42 protein-coding genes are annotated in these 25,679 nt (G+C 42.5%); 41 read left to right on the top strand and 1 reads right to left on the bottom strand.

The window, feature by feature from the left end:
• Positions 1 to 8: 8 nt before the first annotated feature.
• The 41 genes from D0466_RS18075 (at position 9) to rpsI (ending at position 24,867) form a co-directional block, all read left to right on the top strand.
• The gene (locus D0466_RS18075) at positions 9 to 257 is read left to right on the top strand and encodes a 50S ribosomal protein L7ae-like protein (RefSeq protein WP_117323949.1); all 249 of its coding nucleotides are present in this window, start codon (positions 9 to 11) and stop codon (positions 255 to 257) included.
• 103 nt (positions 258 to 360) lie between these two features.
• Positions 361 to 783, top strand: coding sequence for a 30S ribosomal protein S12 (gene rpsL, locus D0466_RS18080; RefSeq protein WP_117324000.1), 423 nt, complete (start codon positions 361 to 363; stop codon positions 781 to 783).
• 41 nt (positions 784 to 824) lie between these two features.
• The gene (rpsG, locus tag D0466_RS18085; RefSeq protein WP_101631949.1) at positions 825 to 1,295 is read left to right on the top strand and encodes a 30S ribosomal protein S7; all 471 of its coding nucleotides are present in this window, start codon (positions 825 to 827) and stop codon (positions 1,293 to 1,295) included.
• 51 nt (positions 1,296 to 1,346) lie between these two features.
• Entirely contained in the window at positions 1,347 to 3,425 is a 2,079-nt protein-coding gene (gene fusA, locus D0466_RS18090) for an elongation factor G (RefSeq protein ID WP_117323950.1), read from the top strand.
• 118 nt (positions 3,426 to 3,543) lie between these two features.
• Positions 3,544 to 4,731, top strand: a complete 1,188-nt coding sequence (gene tuf / locus D0466_RS18095) for an elongation factor Tu (protein WP_101631947.1) — start codon at positions 3,544 to 3,546, stop codon at positions 4,729 to 4,731.
• Between the two features lie 519 nt (positions 4,732 to 5,250).
• Positions 5,251 to 5,559 carry a 30S ribosomal protein S10 gene (gene rpsJ / locus D0466_RS18100; protein WP_019244375.1) on the top strand — a complete coding sequence of 103 codons (309 nt, stop codon included), beginning with the start codon at positions 5,251 to 5,253 and terminating at the stop codon, positions 5,557 to 5,559.
• A 37-nt stretch (positions 5,560 to 5,596) separates the two neighbouring features.
• The gene (rplC, locus tag D0466_RS18105; RefSeq protein ID WP_117323951.1) at positions 5,597 to 6,226 is read left to right on the top strand and encodes a 50S ribosomal protein L3; all 630 of its coding nucleotides are present in this window, start codon (positions 5,597 to 5,599) and stop codon (positions 6,224 to 6,226) included.
• 26 nt (positions 6,227 to 6,252) lie between these two features.
• Complete coding sequence (gene rplD / locus D0466_RS18110; RefSeq protein ID WP_117323952.1) at positions 6,253 to 6,876, top strand: 50S ribosomal protein L4; 624 nt, start codon at positions 6,253 to 6,255, stop codon at positions 6,874 to 6,876.
• Entirely contained in the window at positions 6,876 to 7,160 is a 285-nt protein-coding gene (gene rplW, locus D0466_RS18115; protein WP_117323953.1) for a 50S ribosomal protein L23, read from the top strand. The genes rplD and rplW overlap by 1 nt, the downstream gene beginning before the upstream one ends.
• Positions 7,161 to 7,186: 26 nt before the next feature.
• Positions 7,187 to 8,017, top strand: a complete 831-nt coding sequence (gene rplB / locus D0466_RS18120; RefSeq protein ID WP_117323954.1) for a 50S ribosomal protein L2 — start codon at positions 7,187 to 7,189, stop codon at positions 8,015 to 8,017.
• Between the two features lie 60 nt (positions 8,018 to 8,077).
• The gene (rpsS, locus tag D0466_RS18125; RefSeq protein WP_101631943.1) at positions 8,078 to 8,356 is read left to right on the top strand and encodes a 30S ribosomal protein S19; all 279 of its coding nucleotides are present in this window, start codon (positions 8,078 to 8,080) and stop codon (positions 8,354 to 8,356) included.
• A gap of 17 nt (positions 8,357 to 8,373) precedes the next feature.
• Positions 8,374 to 8,715 (top strand): 50S ribosomal protein L22, encoded by a 342-nt coding sequence (rplV, locus tag D0466_RS18130; protein ID WP_117323955.1) that lies wholly within the window; start codon positions 8,374 to 8,376, stop codon positions 8,713 to 8,715.
• A 3-nt stretch (positions 8,716 to 8,718) separates the two neighbouring features.
• Entirely contained in the window at positions 8,719 to 9,375 is a 657-nt protein-coding gene (rpsC, locus tag D0466_RS18135) for a 30S ribosomal protein S3 (protein ID WP_101631941.1), read from the top strand.
• Position 9,376: 1 nt separating this feature from the next.
• Positions 9,377 to 9,811: a 50S ribosomal protein L16 gene (gene rplP / locus D0466_RS18140; RefSeq protein WP_117323956.1), complete on the top strand. Its 435-nt coding sequence runs from the start codon at positions 9,377 to 9,379 to the stop codon at positions 9,809 to 9,811.
• On the top strand, positions 9,801 to 10,004 hold the full coding sequence (rpmC, locus tag D0466_RS18145) for a 50S ribosomal protein L29 (RefSeq protein WP_071351386.1): 204 nt from the start codon (positions 9,801 to 9,803) through the stop codon (positions 10,002 to 10,004). The genes rplP and rpmC overlap by 11 nt, the downstream gene beginning before the upstream one ends.
• A gap of 20 nt (positions 10,005 to 10,024) precedes the next feature.
• Positions 10,025 to 10,288 carry a 30S ribosomal protein S17 gene (rpsQ, locus tag D0466_RS18150; RefSeq protein WP_117323957.1) on the top strand — a complete coding sequence of 88 codons (264 nt, stop codon included), beginning with the start codon at positions 10,025 to 10,027 and terminating at the stop codon, positions 10,286 to 10,288.
• 42 nt (positions 10,289 to 10,330) lie between these two features.
• Positions 10,331 to 10,699, top strand: coding sequence for a 50S ribosomal protein L14 (gene rplN / locus D0466_RS18155; RefSeq protein WP_117323958.1), 369 nt, complete (start codon positions 10,331 to 10,333; stop codon positions 10,697 to 10,699).
• Between the two features lie 42 nt (positions 10,700 to 10,741).
• The gene (gene rplX, locus D0466_RS18160; protein WP_117323959.1) at positions 10,742 to 11,053 is read left to right on the top strand and encodes a 50S ribosomal protein L24; all 312 of its coding nucleotides are present in this window, start codon (positions 10,742 to 10,744) and stop codon (positions 11,051 to 11,053) included.
• A 27-nt stretch (positions 11,054 to 11,080) separates the two neighbouring features.
• Complete coding sequence (gene rplE / locus D0466_RS18165) at positions 11,081 to 11,620, top strand: 50S ribosomal protein L5 (protein WP_117323960.1); 540 nt, start codon at positions 11,081 to 11,083, stop codon at positions 11,618 to 11,620.
• Positions 11,621 to 11,645: 25 nt separating this feature from the next.
• Positions 11,646 to 11,831, top strand: coding sequence for a type Z 30S ribosomal protein S14 (locus tag D0466_RS18170; RefSeq protein ID WP_101631935.1), 186 nt, complete (start codon positions 11,646 to 11,648; stop codon positions 11,829 to 11,831).
• Positions 11,832 to 11,861: 30 nt separating this feature from the next.
• A complete protein-coding gene (rpsH, locus tag D0466_RS18175; protein WP_117323961.1) occupies positions 11,862 to 12,260 on the top strand; it encodes a 30S ribosomal protein S8 in 399 nt (132 codons plus the stop codon).
• 30 nt (positions 12,261 to 12,290) lie between these two features.
• A complete protein-coding gene (gene rplF, locus D0466_RS18180; RefSeq protein WP_117323962.1) occupies positions 12,291 to 12,827 on the top strand; it encodes a 50S ribosomal protein L6 in 537 nt (178 codons plus the stop codon).
• Between the two features lie 33 nt (positions 12,828 to 12,860).
• Complete coding sequence (gene rplR, locus D0466_RS18185; RefSeq protein ID WP_117323963.1) at positions 12,861 to 13,223, top strand: 50S ribosomal protein L18; 363 nt, start codon at positions 12,861 to 12,863, stop codon at positions 13,221 to 13,223.
• Positions 13,224 to 13,245: 22 nt separating this feature from the next.
• Positions 13,246 to 13,749, top strand: a complete 504-nt coding sequence (rpsE, locus tag D0466_RS18190; protein WP_117323964.1) for a 30S ribosomal protein S5 — start codon at positions 13,246 to 13,248, stop codon at positions 13,747 to 13,749.
• Positions 13,750 to 13,762: 13 nt separating this feature from the next.
• Positions 13,763 to 13,945 carry a 50S ribosomal protein L30 gene (gene rpmD, locus D0466_RS18195; protein WP_101596716.1) on the top strand — a complete coding sequence of 61 codons (183 nt, stop codon included), beginning with the start codon at positions 13,763 to 13,765 and terminating at the stop codon, positions 13,943 to 13,945.
• A gap of 32 nt (positions 13,946 to 13,977) precedes the next feature.
• Positions 13,978 to 14,418 carry a 50S ribosomal protein L15 gene (gene rplO / locus D0466_RS18200; RefSeq protein ID WP_117323965.1) on the top strand — a complete coding sequence of 147 codons (441 nt, stop codon included), beginning with the start codon at positions 13,978 to 13,980 and terminating at the stop codon, positions 14,416 to 14,418.
• Positions 14,418 to 15,713: a preprotein translocase subunit SecY gene (gene secY / locus D0466_RS18205; protein WP_117323966.1), complete on the top strand. Its 1,296-nt coding sequence runs from the start codon at positions 14,418 to 14,420 to the stop codon at positions 15,711 to 15,713. Before rplO ends, secY begins: the two co-directional genes overlap by 1 nt.
• Positions 15,714 to 15,775: 62 nt before the next feature.
• Positions 15,776 to 16,426: an adenylate kinase gene (locus tag D0466_RS18210; protein ID WP_117323967.1), complete on the top strand. Its 651-nt coding sequence runs from the start codon at positions 15,776 to 15,778 to the stop codon at positions 16,424 to 16,426.
• The gene (gene map / locus D0466_RS18215) at positions 16,426 to 17,172 is read left to right on the top strand and encodes a type I methionyl aminopeptidase (RefSeq protein WP_117323968.1); all 747 of its coding nucleotides are present in this window, start codon (positions 16,426 to 16,428) and stop codon (positions 17,170 to 17,172) included. The genes D0466_RS18210 and map overlap by 1 nt, the downstream gene beginning before the upstream one ends.
• A gap of 120 nt (positions 17,173 to 17,292) precedes the next feature.
• Entirely contained in the window at positions 17,293 to 17,511 is a 219-nt protein-coding gene (gene infA, locus D0466_RS18220; protein ID WP_101631925.1) for a translation initiation factor IF-1, read from the top strand.
• Between the two features lie 39 nt (positions 17,512 to 17,550).
• Positions 17,551 to 17,664: a 50S ribosomal protein L36 gene (gene rpmJ, locus D0466_RS18225; RefSeq protein ID WP_003156543.1), complete on the top strand. Its 114-nt coding sequence runs from the start codon at positions 17,551 to 17,553 to the stop codon at positions 17,662 to 17,664.
• A gap of 23 nt (positions 17,665 to 17,687) precedes the next feature.
• A complete protein-coding gene (gene rpsM, locus D0466_RS18230; protein ID WP_117323969.1) occupies positions 17,688 to 18,053 on the top strand; it encodes a 30S ribosomal protein S13 in 366 nt (121 codons plus the stop codon).
• Between the two features lie 22 nt (positions 18,054 to 18,075).
• On the top strand, positions 18,076 to 18,465 hold the full coding sequence (gene rpsK / locus D0466_RS18235) for a 30S ribosomal protein S11 (RefSeq protein ID WP_117323970.1): 390 nt from the start codon (positions 18,076 to 18,078) through the stop codon (positions 18,463 to 18,465).
• A 186-nt stretch (positions 18,466 to 18,651) separates the two neighbouring features.
• Positions 18,652 to 19,596, top strand: coding sequence for a DNA-directed RNA polymerase subunit alpha (locus D0466_RS18240; protein WP_101631922.1), 945 nt, complete (start codon positions 18,652 to 18,654; stop codon positions 19,594 to 19,596).
• An 86-nt stretch (positions 19,597 to 19,682) separates the two neighbouring features.
• Positions 19,683 to 20,045, top strand: coding sequence for a 50S ribosomal protein L17 (gene rplQ, locus D0466_RS18245; RefSeq protein ID WP_117323971.1), 363 nt, complete (start codon positions 19,683 to 19,685; stop codon positions 20,043 to 20,045).
• Positions 20,046 to 20,619: 574 nt separating this feature from the next.
• Complete coding sequence (locus tag D0466_RS18250) at positions 20,620 to 21,459, top strand: energy-coupling factor ABC transporter ATP-binding protein (protein WP_117323972.1); 840 nt, start codon at positions 20,620 to 20,622, stop codon at positions 21,457 to 21,459.
• On the top strand, positions 21,435 to 22,301 hold the full coding sequence (locus D0466_RS18255; RefSeq protein WP_117323973.1) for an energy-coupling factor ABC transporter ATP-binding protein: 867 nt from the start codon (positions 21,435 to 21,437) through the stop codon (positions 22,299 to 22,301). Before D0466_RS18250 ends, D0466_RS18255 begins: the two co-directional genes overlap by 25 nt.
• Entirely contained in the window at positions 22,301 to 23,098 is a 798-nt protein-coding gene (locus tag D0466_RS18260) for an energy-coupling factor transporter transmembrane component T family protein (RefSeq protein ID WP_117323974.1), read from the top strand. The genes D0466_RS18255 and D0466_RS18260 overlap by 1 nt, the downstream gene beginning before the upstream one ends.
• Positions 23,099 to 23,110: 12 nt before the next feature.
• The gene (gene truA, locus D0466_RS18265) at positions 23,111 to 23,857 is read left to right on the top strand and encodes a tRNA pseudouridine(38-40) synthase TruA (RefSeq protein ID WP_117323975.1); all 747 of its coding nucleotides are present in this window, start codon (positions 23,111 to 23,113) and stop codon (positions 23,855 to 23,857) included.
• 159 nt (positions 23,858 to 24,016) lie between these two features.
• Positions 24,017 to 24,454: a 50S ribosomal protein L13 gene (gene rplM, locus D0466_RS18270; protein WP_117324001.1), complete on the top strand. Its 438-nt coding sequence runs from the start codon at positions 24,017 to 24,019 to the stop codon at positions 24,452 to 24,454.
• A 20-nt stretch (positions 24,455 to 24,474) separates the two neighbouring features.
• Positions 24,475 to 24,867 (top strand): 30S ribosomal protein S9, encoded by a 393-nt coding sequence (gene rpsI / locus D0466_RS18275; protein ID WP_117323976.1) that lies wholly within the window; start codon positions 24,475 to 24,477, stop codon positions 24,865 to 24,867.
• A gap of 105 nt (positions 24,868 to 24,972) precedes the next feature.
• Here the strand turns inward: rpsI and D0466_RS18280 are convergent, their stop codons facing one another.
• Positions 24,973 to 25,548, bottom strand: coding sequence for a site-specific integrase (locus tag D0466_RS18280; protein WP_233522696.1), 576 nt, complete (start codon positions 25,546 to 25,548; stop codon positions 24,973 to 24,975).
• Between the last annotated feature and the right edge of the window lie 131 nt (positions 25,549 to 25,679).

The following is a 25,679-nucleotide window of genomic DNA, read 5'->3' on the forward strand; positions in this document are numbered from 1 at the left end:
TATGAATGATGTCTTATGAAAAAGTACTACAGGCAAAGTCAGTGATTATAGGAACGAAACAAACAGTGAGAGCTCTTAAGAACGATTTGATTCAAGAGGTAATCATAGCAGAGGATGCGGATAGATTTCTGGTATCCCGGGTTATCGAAACTGCCAATGAATTAAACGTGCCAATCAAGTATGTTGATTCAATGCGAATGCTGGGAAAAGCATGCGGCATTGATGTCGGAGCAGCAGCTGTTGCCATTAAAAAGTAAAACTGTTTTTGTAGATCAATCTGCAAAAACTTTGTTTTTGCTCATTTATGAACCACCTGGATGTGTGGGACTAGAACAAAAAAGTGAAGGGAGGAAAAATAAAATGCCTACTATTAATCAATTAGTGCGCAAAGGACGCGAGTCAAAAGAGGTTAAATCAAAATCTCCAGCACTAAACAAAGGCTACAACAGCTTTAAGAAAGCACAAACTAACGTATCATCTCCGCAAAAGCGTGGTGTTTGCACCCGTGTTGGTACAATGACACCGAAGAAGCCAAACTCTGCATTGCGTAAATATGCGCGTGTGCGTTTGACTAACGGTATCGAGGTAACAGCTTATATCCCGGGTATCGGCCACAACCTGCAAGAACACAGCGTAGTACTTATCCGCGGTGGTCGTGTAAAGGACTTACCAGGGGTACGTTATCACATTGTTCGTGGTGCGCTTGATACTGCTGGTGTAAACAACCGTATGCAGGGCCGTTCTAAATACGGTACCAAGCGTCCGAAAGCACCAAAAAAATAATTTGACACAAAATAATAACTTCACCGAAAGGAGGAAAAAGAATGCCTCGTAAAGGACCTGTTTCAAAAAGAGACGTATTGCCAGATCCGATTTATAATTCAAAGCTTGTGACACGTTTAATCAACAAAATGATGGTTGACGGACAAAGAGGTAAGTCACAAAAAATTCTTTATTCAGCATTTGATATCATTGCAGAACGCAGTGGGAAAGAGGCGATCGAAGTATTCGATCAAGCCCTTAAAAACATCATGCCTGTATTAGAGGTAAGAGCACGCCGTGTAGGTGGTTCAAACTACCAAGTACCTGTTGAGGTGCGCCCGGAACGCCGTACAACTTTAGGCCTTCGCTGGTTAGTAAACTACTCTCGTCTTCGTGGAGAAAAAACGATGGAAGAGCGTTTAGCTAACGAAATTCTTGATGCAGCCAACAATACTGGTTCTTCTGTCAAGAAACGCGAAGATACTCATAAAATGGCTGAAGCAAACAAAGCGTTTGCTCACTATCGCTGGTAAAATTTATTCTTTCTATAAAATTATACTGATAGATGGAAGGAGAAAGACCAAATGGCAAGAGAGTTCTCCTTAGCAAAAACTCGTAATATCGGCATCATGGCTCACATCGATGCCGGTAAAACGACTACGACAGAACGAGTACTTTATTACACTGGCCGTATTCACAAGATCGGCGAAACTCATGAAGGTGCATCCCAGATGGACTGGATGGAGCAAGAACAAGAACGCGGTATCACTATTACCTCTGCTGCTACAACCGCACAGTGGGAAGGCCACCGCGTAAACATCATCGATACACCAGGACACGTAGACTTTACAGTTGAAGTTGAACGTTCCCTTCGTGTACTTGATGGTGCAGTTGCCGTACTTGACGCTCAGTCAGGTGTTGAGCCTCAAACTGAAACAGTTTGGCGCCAGGCTACTACTTATGGGGTTCCTCGTGTAGTATTCGTAAACAAGATGGACAAAATTGGAGCTGACTTCTTATACTCAGTAAAAACAATTCATGACCGTCTTCAAGCGAACGCTCATCCAATCCAATTACCAATTGGTGCGGAAGATGAATTCGAAGCTATCATTGACCTAGTTGAAATGAAAGCTGTGTTCTACGGAAACGATTTAGGTACGGACATTGAAGTACGTGAAATTCCGGAATCACATAAAGAATTAGCGGAAGAATACCGTGAAAAGTTAATTGAAGCGGTAGCTGAGCTGGATGAAGAATTAATGGAAAAATATCTTGGCGGAGAAGAGCTTACAAATGAAGAAATTAAAGCTGCGATCCGTAAAGGTACTGTTAATGTTGAATTCTATCCTGTAATCTGCGGATCTGCTTTCAAAAACAAAGGTGTTCAATTAATGCTGGATGCAGTTATTGACTATCTTCCATCTCCATTAGATGTACCAGCTATTAAAGGTACTCTTCCAGATTCAGAGGAAGAAACAACACGTCCATCAAGTGACGAAGAGCCATTCTCAGCTCTTGCATTCAAAGTTATGACTGACCCTTATGTTGGTAAATTAACATTCTTCCGTGTATACTCTGGTACTTTGAGCTCTGGTTCATATGTACAAAACTCTACTAAAGGTAAGCGTGAGCGTGTAGGACGTATCCTGCAAATGCACGCTAACTCGCGTGAAGAGATTTCCCAGGTATACGCTGGAGATATTGCGGCTGCAGTAGGTTTGAAAGATACAACTACTGGTGATACTCTATGTGATGACAAGAACCCTGTTATCTTAGAGTCAATGGAGTTCCCAGAACCGGTAATTCAGCTATCAATTGAACCTAAGTCTAAGGCAGACCAAGATAAAATGACTACGGCTCTACAAAAATTACAAGAAGAAGATCCAACCTTCCGTGCACATACTGACCAGGAAACAGGTCAAGTTATCATTGCGGGTATGGGTGAACTTCACTTGGACATTCTTGTCGACCGTATGCGCCGTGAATTTAAAGTTGAAGCAAACGTTGGTGCTCCACAGGTTGCTTACCGTGAAACTTTCCGCGGATCTGCACAAGTTGAAGGTAAGTTCGTACGTCAATCCGGTGGACGCGGACAATTCGGACATGTTTGGATCGAATTCTCTCCAAACGAAGAAGGAAAAGGCTTTGAATTTGAAAATGCTATCGTTGGTGGAGTTGTACCGCGTGAATACATCCCTGCTGTACAAGCTGGTCTAATAGACTCTCTTGACAATGGTGTACTTGCCGGTTTCCCATTAGTTGACATTAAAGCGAGATTATTCGATGGTTCATACCATGATGTTGACTCCAACGAAATGGCATTCAAAATCGCAGCATCAATGGCTCTTAAAAATGCAGCATCTAAATGTCAGCCTGTAATCTTAGAGCCTATCATGAAAGTAGAAGTTGTTATTCCAGAAGAATATTTAGGCGATATCATGGGGGATATCACATCCCGCCGCGGTCGTGTAGAAGGTATGGAAGCGCGCGGAAACGCTCAGGTTGTTAATGCGATGGTTCCACTATCAGAAATGTTCGGATATGCAACATCTCTACGTTCTAATACACAAGGACGCGGAACATTCTCTATGCACTTCGATCATTACGAAGAAGTACCTAAGAGTATCTCCGAGGAAATTGTGAAAAAAAATAAAGGTGAATAATTGATTTTCACATTTTATTAAAGTATAACTACTTATGTAAGCTATGAGAGCAGTCATGATTTTGCTTTCATAGCACCATATACTTAATCTATTTATAATTTTAAGGAGGAATATCCTAATGGGAAAAGCTAAATTCGATCGCTCTAAGCCACACGTTAACGTTGGAACAATTGGTCACGTTGACCACGGTAAAACTACATTAACAGCTGCTATTACTACTGTACTTGCTAAGACTGGTGGAGCTGAAGCTCGTGCATATGATCAAATCGATGGTGCTCCTGAAGAAAGAGAACGTGGTATCACAATCTCTACTGCACACGTTGAATATGAAACTGCAAATCGCCACTATGCACACGTAGACTGCCCAGGACACGCTGACTATGTTAAAAACATGATCACTGGCGCTGCACAGATGGACGGCGGTATCCTTGTTGTATCTGCTGCTGACGGCCCAATGCCACAAACTCGTGAGCACATCCTTCTTTCTCGTCAAGTAGGTGTACCTTACCTTGTAGTTTTCATGAACAAATGTGACATGGTTGACGACGAAGAGCTTCTTGAATTAGTTGAAATGGAAATCCGTGACCTTCTTTCTGAATATGAATTCCCTGGTGACGATATTCCAGTTATCAAAGGTTCTGCTCTTAAAGCACTTGAAGGAGATGCAGCTTGGGAAGAAAAAATTCATGAACTAATGAATGCTGTTGATGAATATATCCCAACTCCAACACGTGACGTTGAAAAGCCATTCATGATGCCTGTAGAGGACGTGTTCTCTATCACTGGACGTGGAACAGTTGCTACTGGACGTGTAGAACGTGGACAAGTTAAAGTCGGTGACGTAGTTGAAATCACTGGTTTCACTGAAGAGCCAAAATCTACAACTGTAACGGGTGTTGAAATGTTCCGTAAGCTTCTTGACTACGCTGAAGCTGGTGACAACATCGGTGCACTTCTTCGTGGTGTAGCTCGTGAAGATATCCAACGTGGCCAAGTGCTTGCTAAACCAGGTACAATCAAACCACACACAAAGTTCAGAGCTGAAGTTTACGTGCTTTCAAAAGAAGAAGGTGGACGTCACACTCCATTCTTTACAAACTACCGTCCACAGTTCTACTTCCGTACAACTGATGTAACTGGTATTTGTAACCTTCCAGAAGGCGTAGAAATGGTTATGCCTGGAGACAACATCGAAATGTCAGTTGAGCTTATCGCTCCAATCGCTATCGAAGAAGGTACAAAGTTCTCTATCCGTGAGGGTGGACGTACTGTAGGCGCTGGCGTTGTTGCTACAATTACTGAATAATAAAAACTGCTCTTGAAGCAACTTTTTACAAGCAGACGGGACGCCGTCTGCTTGTTTTACTTTTGCTATAAAGAAAACACAGGCTAAGCACTCCATACCCTTTGGCAACGCCATGTGAATCATATCCAGTTGGACTAACTGCACCTTTATCTTCGCCCTAAAAAAAGACTAGCCGAGTTACGAGCCTATAAATTCCCATGATCCCCTTGAGATACTATACTCACTACCCGTGTTTATCCCAATAATCTTTATAGAAGAAATAAATTACAACATGCACTTTTCAAGATTATCTTGAAAATGTATAGGCAACTATGTATAATAGTAAAAGTGTGCAAGACGCAGAAAAATGTAAGTTTATCTTGCATAGAGTATGTGTTTTATGTATAATAGACAATGTTGGTCTTTGACTGCGATGATATGGAAGGTTGCTGACACACCCGGCCGCTTTGCCATGGCGAGTGTGTGGGAAATTTCCGTTGAGAAAGTCTATTTTAAAATAGGCGAAAAGGAGGGAAAATAATGGCAAAACAAAAAATTCGTATCCGTTTAAAAGCATATGATCACAGGATTCTTGATCAATCTGCTGAGAAAATTGTAGAAACTGCAAAACGTTCTGGTGCGGCTGTATCAGGCCCGATCCCATTACCGACTGAAAGATCCGTTTATACGATCTTGCGTGCAGTACACAAATACAAAGATTCTCGTGAACAATTCGAGATGCGTACACACAAGCGTTTAATCGACATCGTGAATCCAACTCCGCAAACAGTTGATTCATTAATGCGTTTAGACCTGCCATCCGGCGTTGACATTGAAATCAAACTTTAATCAATATAAAAAGATAATTATTTAGGAGGTGTGACTAATGACCAAAGGAATCTTAGGAAGAAAGATCGGTATGACGCAAGTATTTGCTGAAAACGGCGAGCTTATCCCTGTAACTGTTGTTGAGGCTGCGCAAAACGTAGTGCTTCAAAAGAAAACTGTTGAAGCTGACGGCTACGAAGCTATTCAAATCGGTTTTGAAGATAAGCGTGAAAAGCTTGCAAACAAGCCGGCTAAAGGACACACTGCAAAAGCTAATACTGCTCCTAAGCGCTTCATTCGCGAATTCCGCGATGCAAACCTCGCTGATTACGAGGTGGGTCAGGAAGTCAAAGTTGATATTTTCGCTGAAGGCGATGTAGTAGATGTAACAGGAATCTCAAAGGGTAAAGGTTTCCAGGGTTCAATTAAGCGCCATGGACAATCTCGTGGCCCTATGGCTCACGGTTCCAGATACCACCGCCGCCCAGGTTCAATGGGTCCTGTAGCTCCAAACCGTGTATTTAAAGGTAAATTATTGCCTGGACGTATGGGTGGAGATCAAATCACTGTTCAAAACTTAACAATTGTTAAAGTTGATACAGAACGCAACTTGCTTTTAATCAAAGGTAATGTTCCTGGTGCTAGAAAAGCATTGATAAAAGTGAAAAGTGCGGTTAAATCCAAGTAATCTTTTGAGAAAGGAGGAGCATTAGAATGCCTAAAGTTACACTGTTCAATCAAGCTGGATCAAAAGTAGGCGACATCGAGCTTAACGATTCTATCTTTGGTATTGAACCAAATAACCATGTATTATTTGAAGCAATCATCATGCAAAGAGCTTCCTTGCGTCAAGGGACTCATAAAGTTAAAAACCGTTCTGAAGTAGCAGGCGGCGGACGTAAACCATGGCGCCAAAAAGGTACTGGCCGTGCCCGTCAAGGTTCTATCCGTTCTCCACAATGGCGTGGTGGTGGTACCGTATTCGGTCCAACTCCAAGATCTTATAGCTACAAACTGCCTAAAAAGGTTCGCCGATTAGCTATTAAATCTGCGCTATCCACAAAGGTATTAGAAGATAATGTTCTAGTTCTAGAAGGATTATCATTCGAAACTCCAAAAACAAAAGAATTTGCAGCTGTGCTTAAAGGTCTTTCTGTAGATTCTAAAGCGTTAATCGTAACTGACGGTTTAGATGAGAAAGTAGCTCTTTCTGCGCGTAACATCCCTGGTGTTACTGTTGTGGAAGCTAATGGCCTAAATGTTCTTGATGTTGTGTCTCACAACAAATTGATCATGACCAAGTCAGCTGTTGAAAAAGTAGAGGAGGTGCTTGCATAATGGATGCACGCGATATCATTAAGCGCCCCGTTATCACTGAACGTTCTTCAGACTTAATGGCTGAAAAGAAATATACTTTCGAAGTTGATGTAAGAGCGAACAAAACTCAAGTTAAGGACGCGGTCCAAGAAATCTTCGGAGTTAAAGTTGATAAAGTAAACATCATGAATTACAAAGGTAAGTTCAAGCGTATGGGCAAACATGCAGGCTATACGAACAAGCGCCGTAAAGCAATTGTTAAATTAACTGCTGACAGCAAAGAAATCGAATTATTTGAAGCTTAATTCATTAGAGAAGGAGGGAAATACACATGGCGATTAAAAAGTATAAACCTACCTCTAACGGTCGACGCAATATGTCAGTCTCTGATTTCGCAGAAATCACTACTGATAAGCCGGAGAAATCCTTACTTGCTCCTTTAACAAGAAAAGGCGGCCGTAACAACCAAGGTAAGTTAACAGTTCGTCATCAAGGTGGCGGCCATAAGCGTCAATACCGTATCATTGACTTCAAGCGCAATAAAGATGGTATACCAGGACGCGTTGCCACTATCGAATACGATCCAAATCGTTCTGCAAACATTGCATTAATCAATTATGTGGATGGAGAGAAACGTTATATCCTTGCTCCTAAAAACCTACAAGTAGGTATGGAGATCATGTCGGGTCCAGAAGCTGACATAAAAGTGGGTAACGCACTTCCGTTAGCAAACATTCCTGTTGGTACAGTAATTCACAACATCGAGCTTAAACCTGGGAAGGGTGGACAATTAGTACGTTCCGCTGGTACTTCCGCTCAGGTTCTAGGTAAAGAAGGACGTTATGTTCTTGTGCGTTTAAATTCTGGTGAAGTTCGTATGATTCTTGCTACTTGCCGTGCTTCTGTTGGTCAAGTAGGTAACGAACAACATGAACTTATCAACATCGGTAAAGCTGGACGTTCACGCTGGTTAGGCAAGCGCCCAACTGTTCGAGGATCTGTTATGAACCCGAACGATCACCCGCATGGTGGTGGGGAAGGCCGCGCTCCTATTGGTCGTAAATCTCCAATGTCTCCTTGGGGTAAACCAACTCTTGGTGCTAAAACCCGTAAGAAGAAAAACAAATCCGATAAATTTATCGTACGTAGCCGCAAAAAATAACGGGATTGAACTACGGTTCATAAAACGGACCGTAGAACGATCACGAAGGGAGGTACTTACATGGGTCGCAGTCTGAAAAAAGGGCCTTTTGTTGATGAGCATTTGATGGTTAAGGTAGAAAAGTTAAATGAAGCTGATAAGAAGCAAGTTGTGAAAACTTGGTCGCGTCGTTCAACTATCTTCCCACAATTCATCGGTCACACAATCGCTGTTTATGATGGCCGTAAACACGTACCGGTTTATGTAACTGAAGACATGGTAGGTCACAAGCTTGGCGAATTCGCGCCAACTCGTACTTACAAAGGTCACGCAAGTGATGACAAGAAAACAAGACGTTAATGAGAGGAGGGCATCTCATGCAAGCAAAAGCTGTTGCTAAAACAGTGCGTATTTCTGCTCGTAAAGTTCGTTTAGTCGCTGACTTAATTCGAGGAAAGCAAGTAGGTGAAGCGGTAGCGATTCTTCGCTTAACTCCAAAGGCTGCTTCTCCAATCGTAGAAAAAGTATTGAAATCTGCGGTTGCTAACGCAGAGCACAACTACGAAATGGATGTTAATAACCTGGTTGTTTCAGAAGTATATGCAAATGAAGGGCCAACATTAAAACGTTTCCGTCCTCGCGCAATGGGTCGTGCGAGTGCGATTAATAAGCGTACTAGTCATATTACTATCGTTGTATCAGAAAAGAAGGAGGGGTAATCTGTGGGTCAAAAGGTAAATCCAGTCGGTTTGCGTATCGGGATCATTCGTGATTGGGAATCCAAATGGTACGCTGGTAAAGACTATGCAGAACTTTTACATGAAGACCTTAAAGTTCGTGAATATATCACGAAGCGTTTAAGTGATGCTTCTGTATCAAAAGTTGAAATCGAACGTGCTGCTAACCGCATTAACATTTCTGTACACACTGCAAAGCCAGGTATGGTTATCGGTAAAGGCGGTACTGAAGTGGAAGCACTTCGTAAAGCGTTGAACCAGTTGACAGGCAAACGCGTTCATATCAACATCATTGAAATTAAAAGAGCTGATCTTGATGCGAAACTGGTTGCAGAAAACATTGCTCGTCAATTAGAAAACCGCGTTTCATTCCGTCGTGCTCAAAAGCAGGCTATCCAACGTACTATGCGAGCTGGAGCTCAAGGTATCAGAACACAGGTATCAGGTCGCCTTGGCGGTGCTGATATCGCTCGTGCTGAACACTACAGCGAAGGAACAGTTCCACTTCACACACTTCGCGCTGACATCGACTATGCTACTGCTGAAGCGGACACTACTTACGGTAAGCTTGGCGTGAAAGTATGGATCTATCGTGGAGAAGTTCTTCCTACTAAGAAGAAATCTGAGGAAGGAGGAAAATAATATGTTATTGCCTAAACGTGTGAAATACCGTCGTGAACACCGCGGTAAGATGAGAGGAAATGCCAAGGGTGGAACTGAAGTTCACTTCGGTGAGTTCGGTCTTCAAGCTCTAGAAGCATCTTGGATCACTAACCGTCAAATCGAGGCAGCTCGTATTGCAATGACACGTTACATGAAGCGTGGCGGTAAAGTTTGGATCAAAATTTTCCCAAGCAAGCCATACACTGCTAAGCCGCTTGAAGTACGGATGGGTTCCGGTAAAGGTGCTCCTGAAGGATGGGTTGCAGTTGTAAAGCCAGGAAAAGTAATGTTTGAAATCTCCGGTGTATCTGAAGAGGTGGCACGAGAAGCATTGCGCCTTGCTGCACACAAACTTCCAATCAAATGCAAGTTTGTAAAACGAGAAGAAATTGGTGGTGAAGCAAATGAAAGCTAATGAAATTAAAGATCTAACCACTGCCGAAATTGAACAAAAAGTAAAATCTCTCAAAGAAGAATTATTTAATCTTCGTTTCCAGTTAGCTACTGGACAGCTTGAAAATACAGCTCGCATTCGTGAAGTACGCAAATCGATCGCTCGTATGAAAACAGTTGTTCGTGAAAGAGAGATCGGTGTCAACAATCGATAATTGAGGGGAGGTTTGCACAAATGAGCGAACGCAACCAACGTAAAGTCTACACTGGACGCGTAGTATCCGACAAAATGGATAAAACGGTAACTGTTCTTGTAGAAACCTATAAAAAGCATTCTCTTTACGGAAAGCGCGTGAAATACTCCAAGAAGTTCAAGGCTCATGATGAGCTAAATGAAGCAAAAGTAGGCGATACAGTTAGAATCATGGAAACTCGTCCACTTTCAGCTACAAAACGCTTCCGTTTGGTTGAAGTAGTAGAAAAAGCAGTAATTATTTAATCAATGTTCGGATTATGTTAATTCCGAAGGGAGGTTTCATACATGATTCAACAAGAATCTCGTTTAAAAGTCGCTGACAACTCTGGAGCACGTGAAGTTCTTACTATTAAAGTGCTTGGTGGTTCAGGCCGCAAGACAGCTAACATCGGTGATGTCATCGTGTGTACAGTTAAACAAGCAACACCAGGTGGCGTTGTTAAAAAAGGTGATGTTGTTAAAGCGGTTATCGTGCGTACGAAAAGTGGTGTACGTCGCACTGACGGTACTTACATTCGCTTCGACGAAAATGCATGTGTAATCATCCGTGACGACAAAAGCCCTCGTGGCACCCGTATTTTCGGACCTGTTGCGCGTGAACTTCGTGACAGCAACTTCATGAAGATCGTTTCTCTTGCTCCAGAAGTACTTTAATTGATAAATATCGTAAAAGCCTTTCAAGGAGGTGCGAAGCTAATGCATGTTAAAAAAGGTGACAAAGTCGTAGTCATCTCTGGTAAGGACAAAGGCAAACAAGGTATTATCCTTGAAGCATATCCTAAAAACAACCGTGTGCTTGTTGAGGGAGTAAACATCGTGAAAAAGCATTCCAAGCCGTCACAATTGAATCCACAAGGTGGAATCATCAGCAAAGAAGCAGCTATTCACGTATCAAATGTTATGCCGCTTGATCCTAAGTCCGGAACACCAACCCGTGTTGGTTACAAGGTTGAAGATGGCAAAAAAGTACGCGTAGCTGTAAAATCAGGTGAATCTTTAGATAAATAAAGTTAATGATGAAGGGAGGTACACTTAATGAACCGCCTAAAGGAAAAGTTCCAAAAAGAAATTACTCCTGCTCTAATGAGCAAGTTTAACTATAAGTCTGTAATGCAGGTACCAAAAATTGAAAAAATCGTAGTGAACATGGGTGTGGGTGATGCTGTAGCTAACTCAAAAGCATTGGATAATGCTGTTGAAGAGCTTACTTTAATCACTGGTCAAAAGCCAGTGGTAACAAAAGCGAAGAAATCTATCGCCGGCTTCCGCTTGCGTGAAGGTATGCCTATCGGTGCGAAGATTACATTACGCGGAGAGCGTATGTATGAATTCCTTGATAAGCTCGTTTCTGTTTCTTTACCGCGTGTACGTGATTTCCGTGGCGTTTCCAAGAAATCTTTTGACGGTCGCGGTAACTACACATTAGGTATTAAAGAACAACTTATCTTCCCTGAGATTGACTACGATAAAGTGAGTAAGGTACGCGGTATGGACATCGTTATCGTAACGACTGCCAATACTGATGAAGAAGGTCGTGAATTACTTACTCAGTTCGGAATGCCGTTCCAAAAGTAATCACTAAATAAAGGGAGGCGAAAACGTGGCTAAAAAATCTATGATCTTGAAGCAGAAGCGCGGATCAAAGTTTAAAGTACAGGAATATACACGCTGCGAACGTTGCGGACGTCCACATTCAGTACTTCGTAAATTTAAGCTTTGCCGTATTTGTTTCCGCGAACTTGCATATAAAGGACAAATCCCTGGCGTGAAAAAAGCTAGCTGGTAAAACCCGAGTTTGGGAAGGAGGTAATTAATAATGGTCATGACAGATCCTATTGCAGATTTGCTCACTCGCATCCGTAATGCGAACATGGTTCGTCACGAGAAATTGGAAGTTCCAGCTTCAAAGGTCAAGAATGAAATTGCTCAGATCTTAAAGCGTGAAGGCTTCGTCCGTGACGTTGAATTAATCGAAGACAACAAACAAGGTATCATCCGTATCTTCCTTAAGTACGGTGCAAACAATGAGCGTGTTATCACTGGATTAAAGCGCATAAGCAAACCTGGTTTGCGTGTATATGCTAAGACTGGTGAAGTTCCACGCGTTCTTAACGGTTTAGGTATTGCAATTGTTTCTACTTCTCAAGGCGTTTTAACCGACAAGGAAGCTCGTGCTAAACAAGTCGGCGGAGAAGTACTTGCATACGTTTGGTAATACATTTTTACACGAATGGAGGTGCACTAGATGTCACGCGTAGGTAAAAAACCTATTGAAATCCCTGCTGGCGTAACAGTAACTGTTGACCAACACAACGTTTCTGTTAAAGGCCCTAAAGGTGAATTAACCAGATCTTTTAATCCTGATATTACAATCAGCGTTGAGGAAAACGTTCTTACTGTTGCTCGTCCTTCTGATGCTAAAGAACACCGTGCATTACACGGTACAACTCGCGCAGTTATTTCAAACATGGTAGAGGGCGTATCCAAAGGATTCGAAAAATCCCTTGAACTTATCGGTGTCGGTTACCGTGCACAAAAACAAGGAACCAAATTGGTCCTTAACGTAGGTTACTCTCACCCAGTTGAAATCGAACCGGAAAAAGGCCTTGAAATTGAGGTTCCTTCCAATACAAAAATTATCGTACGAGGCACTAACAAAGAACGCGTTGGAGCTCTTGCTGCAAATATCCGCGACGTCCGTCCGCCAGAGCCTTACAAAGGTAAAGGTATCCGCTATGAAGGTGAATATGTACGTCGTAAAGAAGGTAAAACAGGTAAGTAATAGCCGACCAGGTAAATGAAAGGAGTGACGTAAATGATTACGAAGGCTGATAAGAATTCTGTTCGTAAGAAAAGACATGCACGTGTCCGTGCAAAACTTTCCGGAACTGAAGCTCGTCCTCGTTTAAATGTGTTCCGTTCAAGCAAGCACATTTACGCACAATTGATTGACGATATAAACGGCGTAACCCTTGTAAGTGCTTCTACTCTTGATAAAGAGATCGGCTCAGAAGCTACAGGCAATGCTGATGCAGCTAAAAAAGTTGGCGAATTAATCGCTAAACGTGCAGTAGAGAAAGGTGTTAAGTCTGTGGTATTTGACCGCGGAGGTTACCTCTACCATGGCCGTGTGAAAGCTTTGGCTGAATCTGCTCGTGAAAACGGCTTAGAATTTTAATCAAAAAGGAGGGACATAACAGATGCGTCGTAGTATCGATCCTAATAAATTAGAACTTGAAGAGCGCGTAGTTACTATTAACCGCGTAGCTAAGGTTGTTAAAGGTGGACGTCGTTTCCGTTTTACAGCACTTGTTGTTGTAGGTGATAAAAACGGCCACGTTGGTTTCGGAACTGGTAAAGCCCAAGAAGTACCAGATGCTATCCGTAAAGCAATTGAAGATGCTAAGAAAAATCTAATTACTGTACCTATGGTTGGTACAACAATTCCACACCTTGTGAATGGTCGCTTTGGCGCAGGTCATATTCTTTTGAAGCCTGCTTCTGAAGGTACTGGAGTTATCGCAGGCGGTCCTGTTCGTGCTGTACTTGAATTAGGCGGAGTAAGTGATATTCTTTCGAAGTCTTTAGGTTCAAACACGCCAATCAATATGGTACGTGCTACACTAGAAGGATTAAAGCAATTAAAACGCGCTGAGGACGTAGCTAAGTTACGTGGAAAATCAGTAGAAGAACTGTTAGGATAAGGGGGGAAATCAAATGGCTAATAAATTGGAAATTACCCTCACTCGCAGCTTGATTGGTCGTCCTGAAGACCAACGCGTTACTGTTAACACACTGGGTTTACGCAAAATGCATCAAACAGTTGTTCATGATGATAACCCTGCGATCCGCGGTATGATTAACAAAGTTGCTCATCTTGTTACTGTAAAGGAACAATAATATAATCTCGATCTTAACAAGGAGGTGCCAACATGAAACTTCATGAATTGAAAGCTGCAGAAGGTTCCCGTCAAGAACGAAAGCGTAAAGGACGCGGTATCGGTTCTGGAAACGGCAAAACAGCTGGTAAAGGTCATAAAGGTCAGAACGCCCGTTCCGGCGGTGGTGTTCGCCCAGGATTTGAAGGTGGTCAAACACCTTTATTCAGACGTTTGCCTAAGCGCGGTTTCTCGAACATCAACCGTAAAGACTATGCAATCGTTAACCTTGATGTCCTTAATCGCTTTGAAGACGGTACGGAAGTTACACCTGCTCTATTGATTGAGACCGGTGTCGTATCGAAAGAAAAAGCTGGAATCAAAATTCTTGCAAAAGGTAAAGTAGAGAAAAAGCTTACAGTTAAAGCTCATAAATTCTCGTCTACTGCAGTAGAAGCTATCGAAGCTGCCGGCGGTAAAACTGAGGTGATCTAATGTTTCGTACGATCTCCAACTTTATGCGCGTGGGTGATATAAGAAACAAAATCCTATTTACCCTGTTAATGTTAGTCGTCTATCGCATCGGTACATTTATACCTGTACCGAATGTGAATGCCGACTTGCTGAAAAATCAAGACCAGCTAAGCGTCTTTGGTATATTAAATACCTTTGGCGGCGGGGCCCTGCAAAACTTTTCAATCTTGGCTATGGGGATTATGCCGTATATCACAGCCTCCATCATTATTCAGTTGCTTCAAATGGACGTTGTTCCTAAATTCACTGAATGGTCCAAGCAAGGGGAAGTTGGCCGTCGTAAATTAGCTCAGTTTACCCGCTATGCGACAATTATTCTTGGTTTTATCCAGGCATTAGGTATGTCTTACGGTTTTAATAATATGGCCGGTGGAATGCTTATTGAAAACCCTGGGATTGGGACATATTTGCTTATTGCTACCGTATTGACAGCAGGAACAGCTTTTCTTTTGTGGTTAGGGGAGCTTATAACCTCTAAGGGAGTAGGCAATGGCATTTCTATCATTATCTTCGCTGGGATCGTAGCCGGTATCCCATCTATTGCGAACCAAATCTATGCTCAGCAGTTTGAAAATGCAGGGGATCAGCTTTTCTTGAGAATTGCCACTCTTGCCCTGATTTTGGTTGCCATCCTCGTAATTGTTGTGGCTGTCATCTTTATACAACAAGCTTTACGTAAAATTCCAATCCAATATGCCAAGCGAGCTGCAGTAGGACGCGAACCTGCTGGCGGGCAATCTACTCATTTACCTCTGAAAGTAAATGCTGCAGGTGTTATCCCGGTAATCTTTGCTATGGCGTTCATCATTACCCCAAGAACGATTGCGTCGTTTTTTGGTCCTAATGACGTAACACGCTGGATTGATAAAACATTTGACTATACCCATCCGATTGGTATGGTAGTCTATGTTGCATTAATTATTGCTTTCTCCTATTTTTATGCCTTTATTCAGGTCAATCCTGAACAAATGGCAGATAATTTGAAGAAACAAGGCGGTTATGTTCCTGGAATCAGGCCTGGTAAAAGCACTCAGGAATATTTGACCCGTGTTTTATACCGTTTGACATTTGTCGGTTCCATATTCCTGGCAGTAATTGCTGTATTGCCGGTATTTTTTATAAAACTGGCGAATTTGCCGCAATCTGCACAAATTGGCGGCACTAGCCTTCTTATAATAGTCGGAGTTGCTCTTGACACGATGAAACAGCTAGAAGCGCAATTAGTAAAACGCCATTATAAAGGGTTTATAAAGTAATGAGTTTTGGGGACCAGCTTGCGTTCCCAAATACCCATTATAGAGTTTGAGGGGGAAACAATGTGAATCTGGTATTAATGGGGCTTCCGGGTGCCGGAAAAGGCACGCAAGCCGAAAGAATCGTAGAAAAATATGACATCCCTCATATCTCTACTGGAGATATGTTCCGCGCGGCTATCAAAGATGGTACGGAACTAGGTTTACAGGCTAAATCGTTCATGGATAAAGGGGAGCTTGTTCCTGATGAAGTGACGATTGGTATCGTCCGAGAAAGATTAAGCAAAGAGGATTGCAATAAAGGGTTCCTGCTCGATGGTTTTCCACGTACAGTGGCACAGGCAGAGGCGCTTGAAAACATCCTTGCCGATCTTGATCGGAGAATTAACTATGTAATCAATATTCAAGTTGATAAAGATATCCTTATGGAGCGTTTGACAGGCAGACGCATTTGCAAAAATTGCGGTGCGACTTACCACTTAGTGTTCAATCCTCCTGCTGAAGAAGGAAAATGTGACCGCTGCGGCGGAGAACTGTATCAACGTGCAGATGATAATGAAGAAACGGTCCAGAACCGTTTGGACGTTAACATGAAACAAACACAGCCTCTTCTTGATTTCTATGAAGAAAAAGGCTATGTGCGTAATATTGATGGGCAACAAGATATCAATAAGGTATTTGAAGATGTAGATGCACTTCTTGGAGGATTGCATTAATGATCATTTGTAAGACCCCGCGAGAAATTGAAATCATGCGCGAGGCCGGCCGTATCGTCGCTTTAACTCACCAAGAGCTAAAGAAGCATATCACCCCCGGCATCACGACGCATGAGCTGGATGCAATTGCCGAAAGCTTTATATGCAAACATGATGCATTCCCGTCCTTTAAAGGGTATAATGGGTTTCGCGGCAGTATTTGTACATCTGTAAACAATGAGCTTGTCCATGGGATTCCAGGAGAGCGTGTTCTGCATGAAGGAGATATTATCAGTATTGATATCGGAGCCAAGTATAAAGGCTATCATGGGGATTCCGCTTGGACATATCCAATTGGCAGCATTGATGAAGAAACACAGCGGCTCTTGGACGTAACTGAAGAGTCATTAAATAGAGGGTTGAAAGAAGCTAAGCCAGGCGTGCGCCTTTCAAACATCTCCCATGCTATTCAATCCTATGTCGAGGCTAACCAATTCTCTATTGTCAGAGAGTATGTCGGCCATGGAATCGGTCAAGACTTACATGAGGACCCTGAAATCCCTCATTACGGTCCGCCAAATACTGGACCTCGTTTAAAGCCTGGTATGGTGCTCGCTGTTGAGCCAATGGTGAATGCTGGAAGCAGATATGTGAAAACTTTAGATGATGACTGGACCGTAGTAACAGTTGACGGAAAAAAGTGTACACACTTTGAACATACAATAGCAATCACTGAAACAGGATACGAAATTCTGACCAAGCTTTAAGTGGCCCCAATTCTAATTCAGGAAAAACGGGTTCACACATAGGGCAATAACCTATTTTTTGGATTTGATTTATTCAATCTCTAAAATGGTAATGTGCTGAACAGAAGGGAGAAATGTTTAATGGCTAAAGATGATGTAATCGAAGTTGAAGGGAAAGTCACAGAGACTTTGCCAAATGCAATGTTTAAGGTAGAATTAGAAAATGGTCATACAGTTTTAGCTCATGTTTCCGGTAAAATCCGTATGCACTTTATTCGTATTTTGCCTGGGGATAAGGTTACGGTTGAGCTTTCCCCGTATGATCTAACTCGCGGCAGAATCACATACCGGTTCAAATAATCTGGTACGCTCCGATCTGTATAAGGAGGTTAGATAGCAATGAAAGTCAGACCATCAGTTAAGCCTATCTGCGAAAAATGTAAAGTTATCCGCAGAAAAGGTAAAGTCATGGTTATTTGCGAAAACCCTAAACATAAACAAAAACAAGGCTAATTAGAAGGAGGTGCACTAAATCAATGGCACGTATTGCTGGTGTAGATATTCCACGTGACAAACGTATTGTCATTTCTTTAACATATATTTTCGGTATTGGTAAGCAAACAGCTATTAAAGTTCTTGCAGAAGCTGGTGTTTCTGAAGATACTCGTGTTCGTGATCTTACTGAAGACGAACTAAACAAAATTCGTGATATCGTTGACAAGTTAAAAGTAGAAGGTGATCTTCGTCGTGAAGTTTCCCTTAACATCAAACGTCTAATGGAAATTGGCAGCTATCGCGGTCTTCGTCACCGTCGTGGTCTTCCTGTCCGTGGACAAAATACAAAAAACAATGCTCGTACGCGTAAAGGACCTCGTCGTACAGTAGCTAACAAGAAAAAATAATCAGTAAAGGAGGTTACTTTTCATGGCTCGTAAAACAAATACTCGTAAACGTCGTGTGAAAAAGAATATAGAAACAGGTATCGCTCACATTCGTTCAACTTTCAACAACACTATTGTTACGATCACTGACTCTCATGGTAATGCTATTTCATGGTCAAGTGCCGGTGCTTTAGGTTTCCGCGGATCTCGTAAATCTACTCCATTCGCTGCACAAATGGCTGCTGAAACAGCTGCTAAGACTTCTATGGAACACGGTATGAAAACACTTGAGGTTACTGTTAAAGGACCTGGTGCAGGTCGTGAAGCTGCCATCCGTGCACTTCAAGCTGCAGGTCTGGAAGTAACAGCTATCAAAGATGTAACTCCAGTTCCACATAACGGATGCCGTCCGCCAAAACGTCGCCGTGTATAATTTTTCTGTATAAAAATTGTATCCCTGGGCTATAATGGGATATAATAATATCTTGCGTTCTTACAGAATATTTTATTCAGTTGTTGCGCACAATCGGGAACGTATACATGGGGAATTTCGGTTATGTTTGAATGAGTAAGTTCACTACTAGCCGAGGTTTCGACGTTTTGAAGGAGGGTTTATTGAATGATCGAAATAGAAAAACCAAAAATCGAAACGGTTGAAATCAACGATGACGCCAAATACGGCAAGTTCGTCGTCGAGCCACTAGAGCGTGGGTATGGTACAACTTTGGGTAACTCCTTACGTCGTATTCTATTATCCTCACTCCCAGGTGCCGCTGTTACGTCCATTCAAATAGATGGCGTACTGCACGAGTTCTCAACAATTGAAGGCGTCGTAGAAGATGTAACTTCTATCATTCTCAATGTGAAAAAGCTAGCACTGAAGATTTACTCCGATGAAGAAAAGACGCTTGAAATTGATGTTCAGAGTGAGGGTGTAGTAACTGCAGCAGATATTACACACGATAGTGATGTGGAAATCCTGAATCCGGATTTACAAATTGCCACTCTTGGCAAGAACGGTCATTTGCGTATGAGGCTAACTGCACGGCGCGGCCGCGGTTATACCCCTGCAGACCAAAATAAAAGAGAGGATCAGCCAATCGGCGTGATTCCAATCGACTCCATTTACACTCCTGTTGCGCGTGTATCCTACCAAGTAGAGAACACCCGTGTTGGCCAGATGACAAACTATGACAAGCTTACGCTTGATGTTTGGACTGATGGAAGCAATGGACCGCAGGAAGCTGTAGCACTTGGAGCTAAGATTTTAACTGAGCATTTGAATATTTTCGTTGGTTTGACTGATGAAGCTCAAAATGCAGAAATTATGGTAGAAAAAGAAGAAGACCAAAAAGAAAAAGTTCTGGAAATGACCATTGAAGAACTTGACCTTTCTGTTCGTTCTTATAACTGCCTGAAGCGTGCCGGTATTAACACTGTTCAAGAGCTTGCTCACAAAACAGAGGAAGATATGATGAAGGTGCGTAATTTGGGACGCAAATCACTTGAAGAAGTGAAAGCAAAACTAGAAGAACTAGGTTTAGGATTACGCAAAGACGACTGATGACTAGTTAGCCGTAGTTAACTAGCCATTTTGTTGTGAGCCTGAATACAGAATATATAATTTCAACGAAGGAGGGAATCTCTAAAATGGGTTACAGAAAGTTAGGACGCACTAGCGCACAACGTAAAGCATTACTTCGTGATTTAACTACTGATCTAATCATCCATGAGCGCATTGAAACTACAGAAGCACGTGCGAAAGAGTTGCGTTCTGTTGTAGAAAAAATGATCACTCTTGGCAAACGTGGTGACTTGCACGCCCGCCGTCAAGCAGCTGCTTACATCCGTAATGAGGTGGCAAACGCTGAAACAGGCCAAGACGCAGTTCAAAAACTATTCAGTGATATCGCTGCCCGCTACCAAGAGCGTCAAGGCGGATACACACGCATCATGAAAATGGGTCCACGCCGCGGTGACGCTGCACCAGTCGTGGTAATCGAGTTAGTTTAATAACAGCGAAGAATCGAGGGCGGGACAGTTGAACATTTAACTTGTTCTTTGCCCTTTTTCTTTTAGCTAAACATCGAGATTTACTCACAAGAATACGCAACTGAGTGTAATGATGGCTGGTGTTTTAACATGAGCGCCTTCCCGTCTAGCTCAAGTACCCCTTCCCGCTATGAATAGCGATAATAAGAAGATGCCTGTTGTCGATATAGGCATGTATTAGCTGCTCTTAATTTACCGGATGATGGTTCGGTGGAAGGGGTGCAGCGTTTTTTTATATCTAAAAATAGCTGCAGACGTTACAATAGTAGAAGTATTATATAAGTTGAATTTAGGAATTTAAACCTGTACCCCAATTAGGCTAATGTGAAAACTGGTTTCATAGCCATCAGTTCATTTATATAGCTGTGTATAATTCTAGAGAAATCATTGCACTTTCGTGTTGCAATTTAAGGAATAAGTCAGAGTAAATGCTGTCAAAATTCTGGTTAATGGGCTACTAGAGCGATTGCTTTTATTTATTTTTCAAAGCGGAGCCGAGTTTTTAGAAGATAGATGAGTAAAGAGGAGGCCAGGCATGGAGGAAAAGCTTGTTTCATTAAAAGATGTAACTTTTAAATATGATGGACAGGACCGGAATGCAGTAGATGGAGTAAGTTTCGACGTTTCTAAAGGAGAATGGCTTGCAATCGTGGGCCATAATGGTTCGGGGAAGTCAACCTTGGCCAAGCTTTTAAATGGCCTGCAATTTCCCGGTTTCGGTTCCATTCTCATTGGGGATATGGAGCTTTCAGAAGAAACAGTGTGGGATGTCCGAAAAAAAGTAGGCATGGTTTTTCAAAATCCTGATAACCAATTCGTTGGTACAACTGTCCAGGATGATGTGGCTTTTGGTTTAGAAAACCTGGGGGTTCAGCAACAGATGATGGTAAAGCGGGTCCAGGATGCATTGAACAAAGTAAAGATGAATGAATTTCTTGATCAAGAGCCGCACCATCTATCTGGCGGACAAAAGCAGCGTGTTGCAATAGCAGGGGTGCTTGCCCTCCAGCCTGATATCATTATCCTTGATGAAGCCACCTCGATGCTCGATCCCAGAGGCCGGGAGGAAGTATTGGACACAGTCCGTGAATTGAAGGAAGAAAAAATCTTGACGGTCATTTCCATTACACACGATTTGGAAGAGGCTGCAAAAGCCGATCGGATCATTGTGCTGAACCAGGGGCGTCTTTATCGGGAAGGGACTCCGGATGAGATTTTCCACCTGGAAGATGAACTGGTTGGATTAGGGTTGGATATTCCTTTTTCCGTAAAATTAAGCAAGTCTTTACGTGAAAAAGGCGTGGATTTAGCTGGCAGCCACTTAACAGAAGAAGAGTTGGTGAAGGATTTATGCGCATTGAACTCAAGGATTTAGAATTTCGTTATCAAATGAATACACCGTTTGAACGGTTGGCCCTTCATGACATCAACCTGGCCATCAATCCGGGAACGTATGTAGCCATTATCGGACATACTGGTTCAGGAAAGTCGACGCTGCTGCAGCATTTGAATGGTCTTGTAAAACCGACAAAGGGCAGTGTTGTCATCGGCGACCGTACGATTGAAGCTGGCCGAAAAGAGAAGCATTTAAAGGGTATCCGGAAAATGGTGGGGATCGTCTTCCAATTTCCAGAACATCAATTGTTTGAAGAAACAGTAGAGAAGGATATCTGCTTTGGCCCGATTAATTTTGGTGTTCCGGAAGAAGAAGCAAAGAAGAAGGCACGGATCGCGTTAAAATTGGTTGGCTTGTCAGAAGATATACTGGAGAAATCGCCTTTTGATCTTTCAGGCGGGCAGATGCGGAGGGTAGCCATTGCCGGTGTGCTTGCAATGGAACCGGAAGTAATTGTTCTTGATGAGCCTACAGCGGGGCTTGATCCGCGCGGCCGTAAAGAAATTATGGACATGTTTTATCAGCTTCATAAGGACCAGGGTATAACCACTATTCTGGTGACTCACAGCATGGAAGACGCAGCCAGGTATGCGGATGAAATTGTGATCATGCACCAGGGCAGCATATTTCAAAAAGGAACGCCTTTTGAAATATTTTCACAGCCGGAACAGTTGATTGAAAAGGGCCTGGATGTTCCTGAAACCGTACGTTTTCAATTAAAACTCCAAAAAGAATTGGGTGTGCGCTTTGACCATCCGTGTTTGAGCGTTGAAGATTTAGCCGGAGAAGTTAAGCGGGTTATGGAACGGGGGAGCCGTTAATGCTGGATAAAATGATTTTCGGCCGTTTTGTGCCGCTTGATTCGCCGATCCACCGTATGGATCCCCGCTCAAAATTATTGCTCGTGTTCTTTTTTGTTTGTGTGGTTTTTCTCGCCAATAACTTAGTGACATATGCAATTCTGGGTGTATTTACTTTTATATTGATCGCACTTTCCAGAATTCCCGCCCGCTTTCTATTCAACGGACTGAAACCGATACTTCTGCTGATTGTGTTTACCTTGCTGCTGCATATATTTTTTACAAAGGAAGGCGCTGTTCTTTTCGATCTTGGCTTTGTTAAAATTTATGAGGGCGGACTGCTGGAAGGGATCTATATCTCCATGCGTTTCACGTTTTTGATCCTGGTTACCTCTCTGCTCACGCTCACCACATCTCCCATCTCGATTACTGATGGAATGGAACAGCTTTTGGGACCGCTGAAAAAGTGGAAAATGCCGGTACACGAGCTCGCTTTGATGATGTCGATTTCTTTGCGTTTCATTCCTACCTTGATGGAGGAAACCGAAAAAATTATGAAGGCCCAGACGGCGCGAGGTGTTGATTTTTCATCAGGGCCGGTTAAGGAAAGGGTTAAATCCATCGTTCCTTTGTTGGTACCTTTGTTTGTCAGCTCATTTAAGAGAGCGGAAGATTTAGCGATTGCGATGGAAGCGCGTGGATACAGGGGAAGTGAAGGCCGGACGAAATACCGCCAACTGAGCTGGCAAACACTTGATACGCTATTAATGTGTTCACTCGTTGTGTTAACAGCCTTACTGTTTTTATTCCGTTCATAATGAGGTCAAAACATGCACAGATATAAATGTATTATTTCTTATGATGGCACCCAGTTTGCGGGTTACCAAGTGCAGCCTGAAAAGCGCACGGTTCAACTAGAACTGGAAAAGGCACTTCGGAAAATCCATAAGGGCGACGAGGTACGGGTTAGTGCTTCGGGAAGGACAGATGCCGGAGTCCATGCAATGGGACAAGTGATCCATTTCGATTCCTCCTATTCTTTTCCCGCTGAAAATTGGGAAAAGGCAATGAATGCACTCCTGCCAGATGATATCGCAATCTTACGTGTGGAAAAGGTATCACAAGAATTTCACGCCCGCTTCCATGCTTCAGGCAAGGAATACAGATATATGATTTCTCTTTCGAAGAAACGGGACCCGTTTAGGCGAAATTATGCCTATCATTTTCCTTTTGCATTGGATAGCAAGGCGATTAAAGATGCGATTCCATTCCTTTTGGGCACCCACGATTTTACCAGTTTCTGCTCCGCTAAAACAGAAGTCGAAGATAAGGTACGTACCATTAGGGAAATCGAGCTGGTAGAGGATAACGGCCTACTGGTGTTCCGCTTTGTCGGAAGCGGGTTTTTATACAATATGGTTCGTATTCTTGTCGGGACTTTGCTGGAGGTTGGAACCGGCAAAAAAAAGCCCAGTGACGTGGCCGAAATACTAGAGAAAAAAGATCGCAGCTTTGCCGGGAAAACGGCGCCGGGCCAAGGTTTATACCTTTGGGAAGTATTCTACGAAAACAAATAAAAATTTTTTTGCCATGACAACTAAACCTGGCGTAACATTCCCTTGACAATGGCCCGGGGAGAGTTTAATATAATATGGTATGTATTTTAATCCCACGATGAGCCCCGGAAGACTTATTGTGATTGAAAATAAATATAAAGATTGATCTTTAGGAGGATAATCATGCGTACTTTTATGGCGAAAGCTAATGAAGTTGAACGTAAGTGGTACGTTATCGACGCTGAAGGTAAAACTTTGGGCCGTCTGGCAAGCGAAGTAGCATCCATCTTACGCGGAAAACACAAACCAACTTTTACACCGAACGTTGACACTGGTGATCATGTAATTCTACTCAATGCTTCAAAAATCGAGTTGACTGGAAAGAAATTGACTGACAAGATCTACTACCGTCACAGCATGCACCCAGGCGGCTTGAAAACTAGAACTGCTCTTGAAATGCGCACAAACTACTCTGAGAGAATGCTTGAACTTGCTATCAAAGGTATGCTTCCAAAGAATTCTCTTGGTCGTCAAATGTATAAAAAATTGCACGTATACGCAGGAAACGAGCATCCACACCAAGCTCAACAGCCTGAAGTATACGAATTACGCGGATAATTATTAAGGAGGTTACTATCTTGGCACAAGTTCAATATTATGGTACTGGCCGCCGCAAAAGCTCAGTAGCTCGTGTACGTTTAGTACCAGGCGAAGGCCGCATTATTGTTAACGGACGTGAAGTTGAAGAATATATCCCATTTGCAGCATTGCGTGAAGTAGTGAAGCAACCATTAGTTGCTACTGAAACTACTGGAAACTACGATGTACTTGTAAATGTAAACGGCGGTGGATACACCGGCCAGGCTGGCGCAATCCGTCACGGTATCGCACGTGCATTGCTTCAAGCTGATCCAGAATACCGCGGTTCTTTGAAATCTGCTGGTTTACTGACTCGTGACGCTCGTATGAAAGAACGTAAAAAATACGGTCTTAAAGGCGCTCGTCGTGCACCTCAGTTCTCAAAGCGTTAATTATCAACGCTCCAAAGGCTCTCAACCATTTTGGTTGGGGGTCTTTTTTATGTTTAAAAATGGTTTTTGACCACATTTTGACCACGAAATTTTTTTGGCCTTTTTTCACAAGTCAAGGTACCTTTGAAACTTCTCGGCAATTTGTTCTTTAACATATTCCGTTACATGAGTATATATGTTCATTGTCATCTGAATATCAGAATGGCCTAAGCGTTCTTGAACCTCTTTGATACTGGCAAATAGAGATGCATGAGTATACCTCAACCCATGAATGGTAATTCGGTGCAAATCGTGTTTTTTGATCAATATATCAAGTTTTTCATTGGGATATGCTAACCTCATTGGGGAGCCATCATCTCTGCTGAAAACAAGATTATTACCTTCGATAAAACCCGATGCCGCTAAATTTAAATTCTTTTGCTCTATACGCCATTTCTTGAGTAATTTAAGGGTATTACCATCCAGGCTGATAAAACGCTTAGAAACCCTCGTTTTGGGCGTCTGAATGATAAATTGCCCCCTGTCTTGGAAAAGAGTCTTAAATAGACGAACAGTCCTAGCCTCAAAGTCAATATCATCCCAGCTAAGTGCAAGTAATTCCCCTTTCCTTGCTCCGGTATAGATTAAAAGGTGAAAAAGGACTTGGTCTCGTAAAATAAGTTCACTTTTACAAACGGCCAAAAAACCCTTTATCCTAAAGCTGGTATTAGTAAACATTTACACATCATAACTGCTGATGAAGCAGGCATCCGTATACAAAAAAATAATATGCAAAATGAAGATGGGACTTATAGTCTTTTGATGCCTAATGT

Source organism: Peribacillus glennii (assembly GCF_003429105.1).
Lineage (GTDB): Bacteria > Bacillota > Bacilli > Bacillales > DSM-1321 > Peribacillus > Peribacillus glennii.

Coding starts and splice junctions, on each gene's coding strand:
- D0466_RS18260 (WP_117323974.1), top strand. CDS start 22,301: ATGCTGGATAAAATGATTTTCGGCCGTTTTGTGCCGCTTGATTCGCCG.
- rplN (WP_117323958.1), top strand. CDS start 10,331: ATGATTCAACAAGAATCTCGTTTAAAAGTCGCTGACAACTCTGGAGCA.
- map (WP_117323968.1), top strand. CDS start 16,426: ATGATCATTTGTAAGACCCCGCGAGAAATTGAAATCATGCGCGAGGCC.
- fusA (WP_117323950.1), top strand. CDS start 1,347: ATGGCAAGAGAGTTCTCCTTAGCAAAAACTCGTAATATCGGCATCATG.
- rpsM (WP_117323969.1), top strand. CDS start 17,688: ATGGCACGTATTGCTGGTGTAGATATTCCACGTGACAAACGTATTGTC.
- rplD (WP_117323952.1), top strand. CDS start 6,253: ATGCCTAAAGTTACACTGTTCAATCAAGCTGGATCAAAAGTAGGCGAC.
- D0466_RS18075 (WP_117323949.1), top strand. CDS start 9: ATGTCTTATGAAAAAGTACTACAGGCAAAGTCAGTGATTATAGGAACG.
- rplC (WP_117323951.1), top strand. CDS start 5,597: ATGACCAAAGGAATCTTAGGAAGAAAGATCGGTATGACGCAAGTATTT.
- rplR (WP_117323963.1), top strand. CDS start 12,861: ATGATTACGAAGGCTGATAAGAATTCTGTTCGTAAGAAAAGACATGCA.
- tuf (WP_101631947.1), top strand. CDS start 3,544: ATGGGAAAAGCTAAATTCGATCGCTCTAAGCCACACGTTAACGTTGGA.
- rplO (WP_117323965.1), top strand. CDS start 13,978: ATGAAACTTCATGAATTGAAAGCTGCAGAAGGTTCCCGTCAAGAACGA.
- rplP (WP_117323956.1), top strand. CDS start 9,377: ATGTTATTGCCTAAACGTGTGAAATACCGTCGTGAACACCGCGGTAAG.
- rplV (WP_117323955.1), top strand. CDS start 8,374: ATGCAAGCAAAAGCTGTTGCTAAAACAGTGCGTATTTCTGCTCGTAAA.
- D0466_RS18240 (WP_101631922.1), top strand. CDS start 18,652: ATGATCGAAATAGAAAAACCAAAAATCGAAACGGTTGAAATCAACGAT.
- rpsJ (WP_019244375.1), top strand. CDS start 5,251: ATGGCAAAACAAAAAATTCGTATCCGTTTAAAAGCATATGATCACAGG.
- rpsL (WP_117324000.1), top strand. CDS start 361: ATGCCTACTATTAATCAATTAGTGCGCAAAGGACGCGAGTCAAAAGAG.
- rplX (WP_117323959.1), top strand. CDS start 10,742: ATGCATGTTAAAAAAGGTGACAAAGTCGTAGTCATCTCTGGTAAGGAC.
- D0466_RS18250 (WP_117323972.1), top strand. CDS start 20,620: ATGGAGGAAAAGCTTGTTTCATTAAAAGATGTAACTTTTAAATATGAT.
- rplE (WP_117323960.1), top strand. CDS start 11,081: ATGAACCGCCTAAAGGAAAAGTTCCAAAAAGAAATTACTCCTGCTCTA.
- rplQ (WP_117323971.1), top strand. CDS start 19,683: ATGGGTTACAGAAAGTTAGGACGCACTAGCGCACAACGTAAAGCATTA.
- rpmC (WP_071351386.1), top strand. CDS start 9,801: ATGAAAGCTAATGAAATTAAAGATCTAACCACTGCCGAAATTGAACAA.
- rpsE (WP_117323964.1), top strand. CDS start 13,246: ATGCGTCGTAGTATCGATCCTAATAAATTAGAACTTGAAGAGCGCGTA.
- truA (WP_117323975.1), top strand. CDS start 23,111: ATGCACAGATATAAATGTATTATTTCTTATGATGGCACCCAGTTTGCG.
- rpsG (WP_101631949.1), top strand. CDS start 825: ATGCCTCGTAAAGGACCTGTTTCAAAAAGAGACGTATTGCCAGATCCG.
- rpsH (WP_117323961.1), top strand. CDS start 11,862: ATGGTCATGACAGATCCTATTGCAGATTTGCTCACTCGCATCCGTAAT.
- rplB (WP_117323954.1), top strand. CDS start 7,187: ATGGCGATTAAAAAGTATAAACCTACCTCTAACGGTCGACGCAATATG.
- rpsS (WP_101631943.1), top strand. CDS start 8,078: ATGGGTCGCAGTCTGAAAAAAGGGCCTTTTGTTGATGAGCATTTGATG.
- rplW (WP_117323953.1), top strand. CDS start 6,876: ATGGATGCACGCGATATCATTAAGCGCCCCGTTATCACTGAACGTTCT.
- rpmD (WP_101596716.1), top strand. CDS start 13,763: ATGGCTAATAAATTGGAAATTACCCTCACTCGCAGCTTGATTGGTCGT.
- rpsQ (WP_117323957.1), top strand. CDS start 10,025: ATGAGCGAACGCAACCAACGTAAAGTCTACACTGGACGCGTAGTATCC.
- rpsK (WP_117323970.1), top strand. CDS start 18,076: ATGGCTCGTAAAACAAATACTCGTAAACGTCGTGTGAAAAAGAATATA.
- infA (WP_101631925.1), top strand. CDS start 17,293: ATGGCTAAAGATGATGTAATCGAAGTTGAAGGGAAAGTCACAGAGACT.
- secY (WP_117323966.1), top strand. CDS start 14,418: ATGTTTCGTACGATCTCCAACTTTATGCGCGTGGGTGATATAAGAAAC.
- rpmJ (WP_003156543.1), top strand. CDS start 17,551: ATGAAAGTCAGACCATCAGTTAAGCCTATCTGCGAAAAATGTAAAGTT.
- D0466_RS18255 (WP_117323973.1), top strand. CDS start 21,435: ATGCGCATTGAACTCAAGGATTTAGAATTTCGTTATCAAATGAATACA.
- rplF (WP_117323962.1), top strand. CDS start 12,291: ATGTCACGCGTAGGTAAAAAACCTATTGAAATCCCTGCTGGCGTAACA.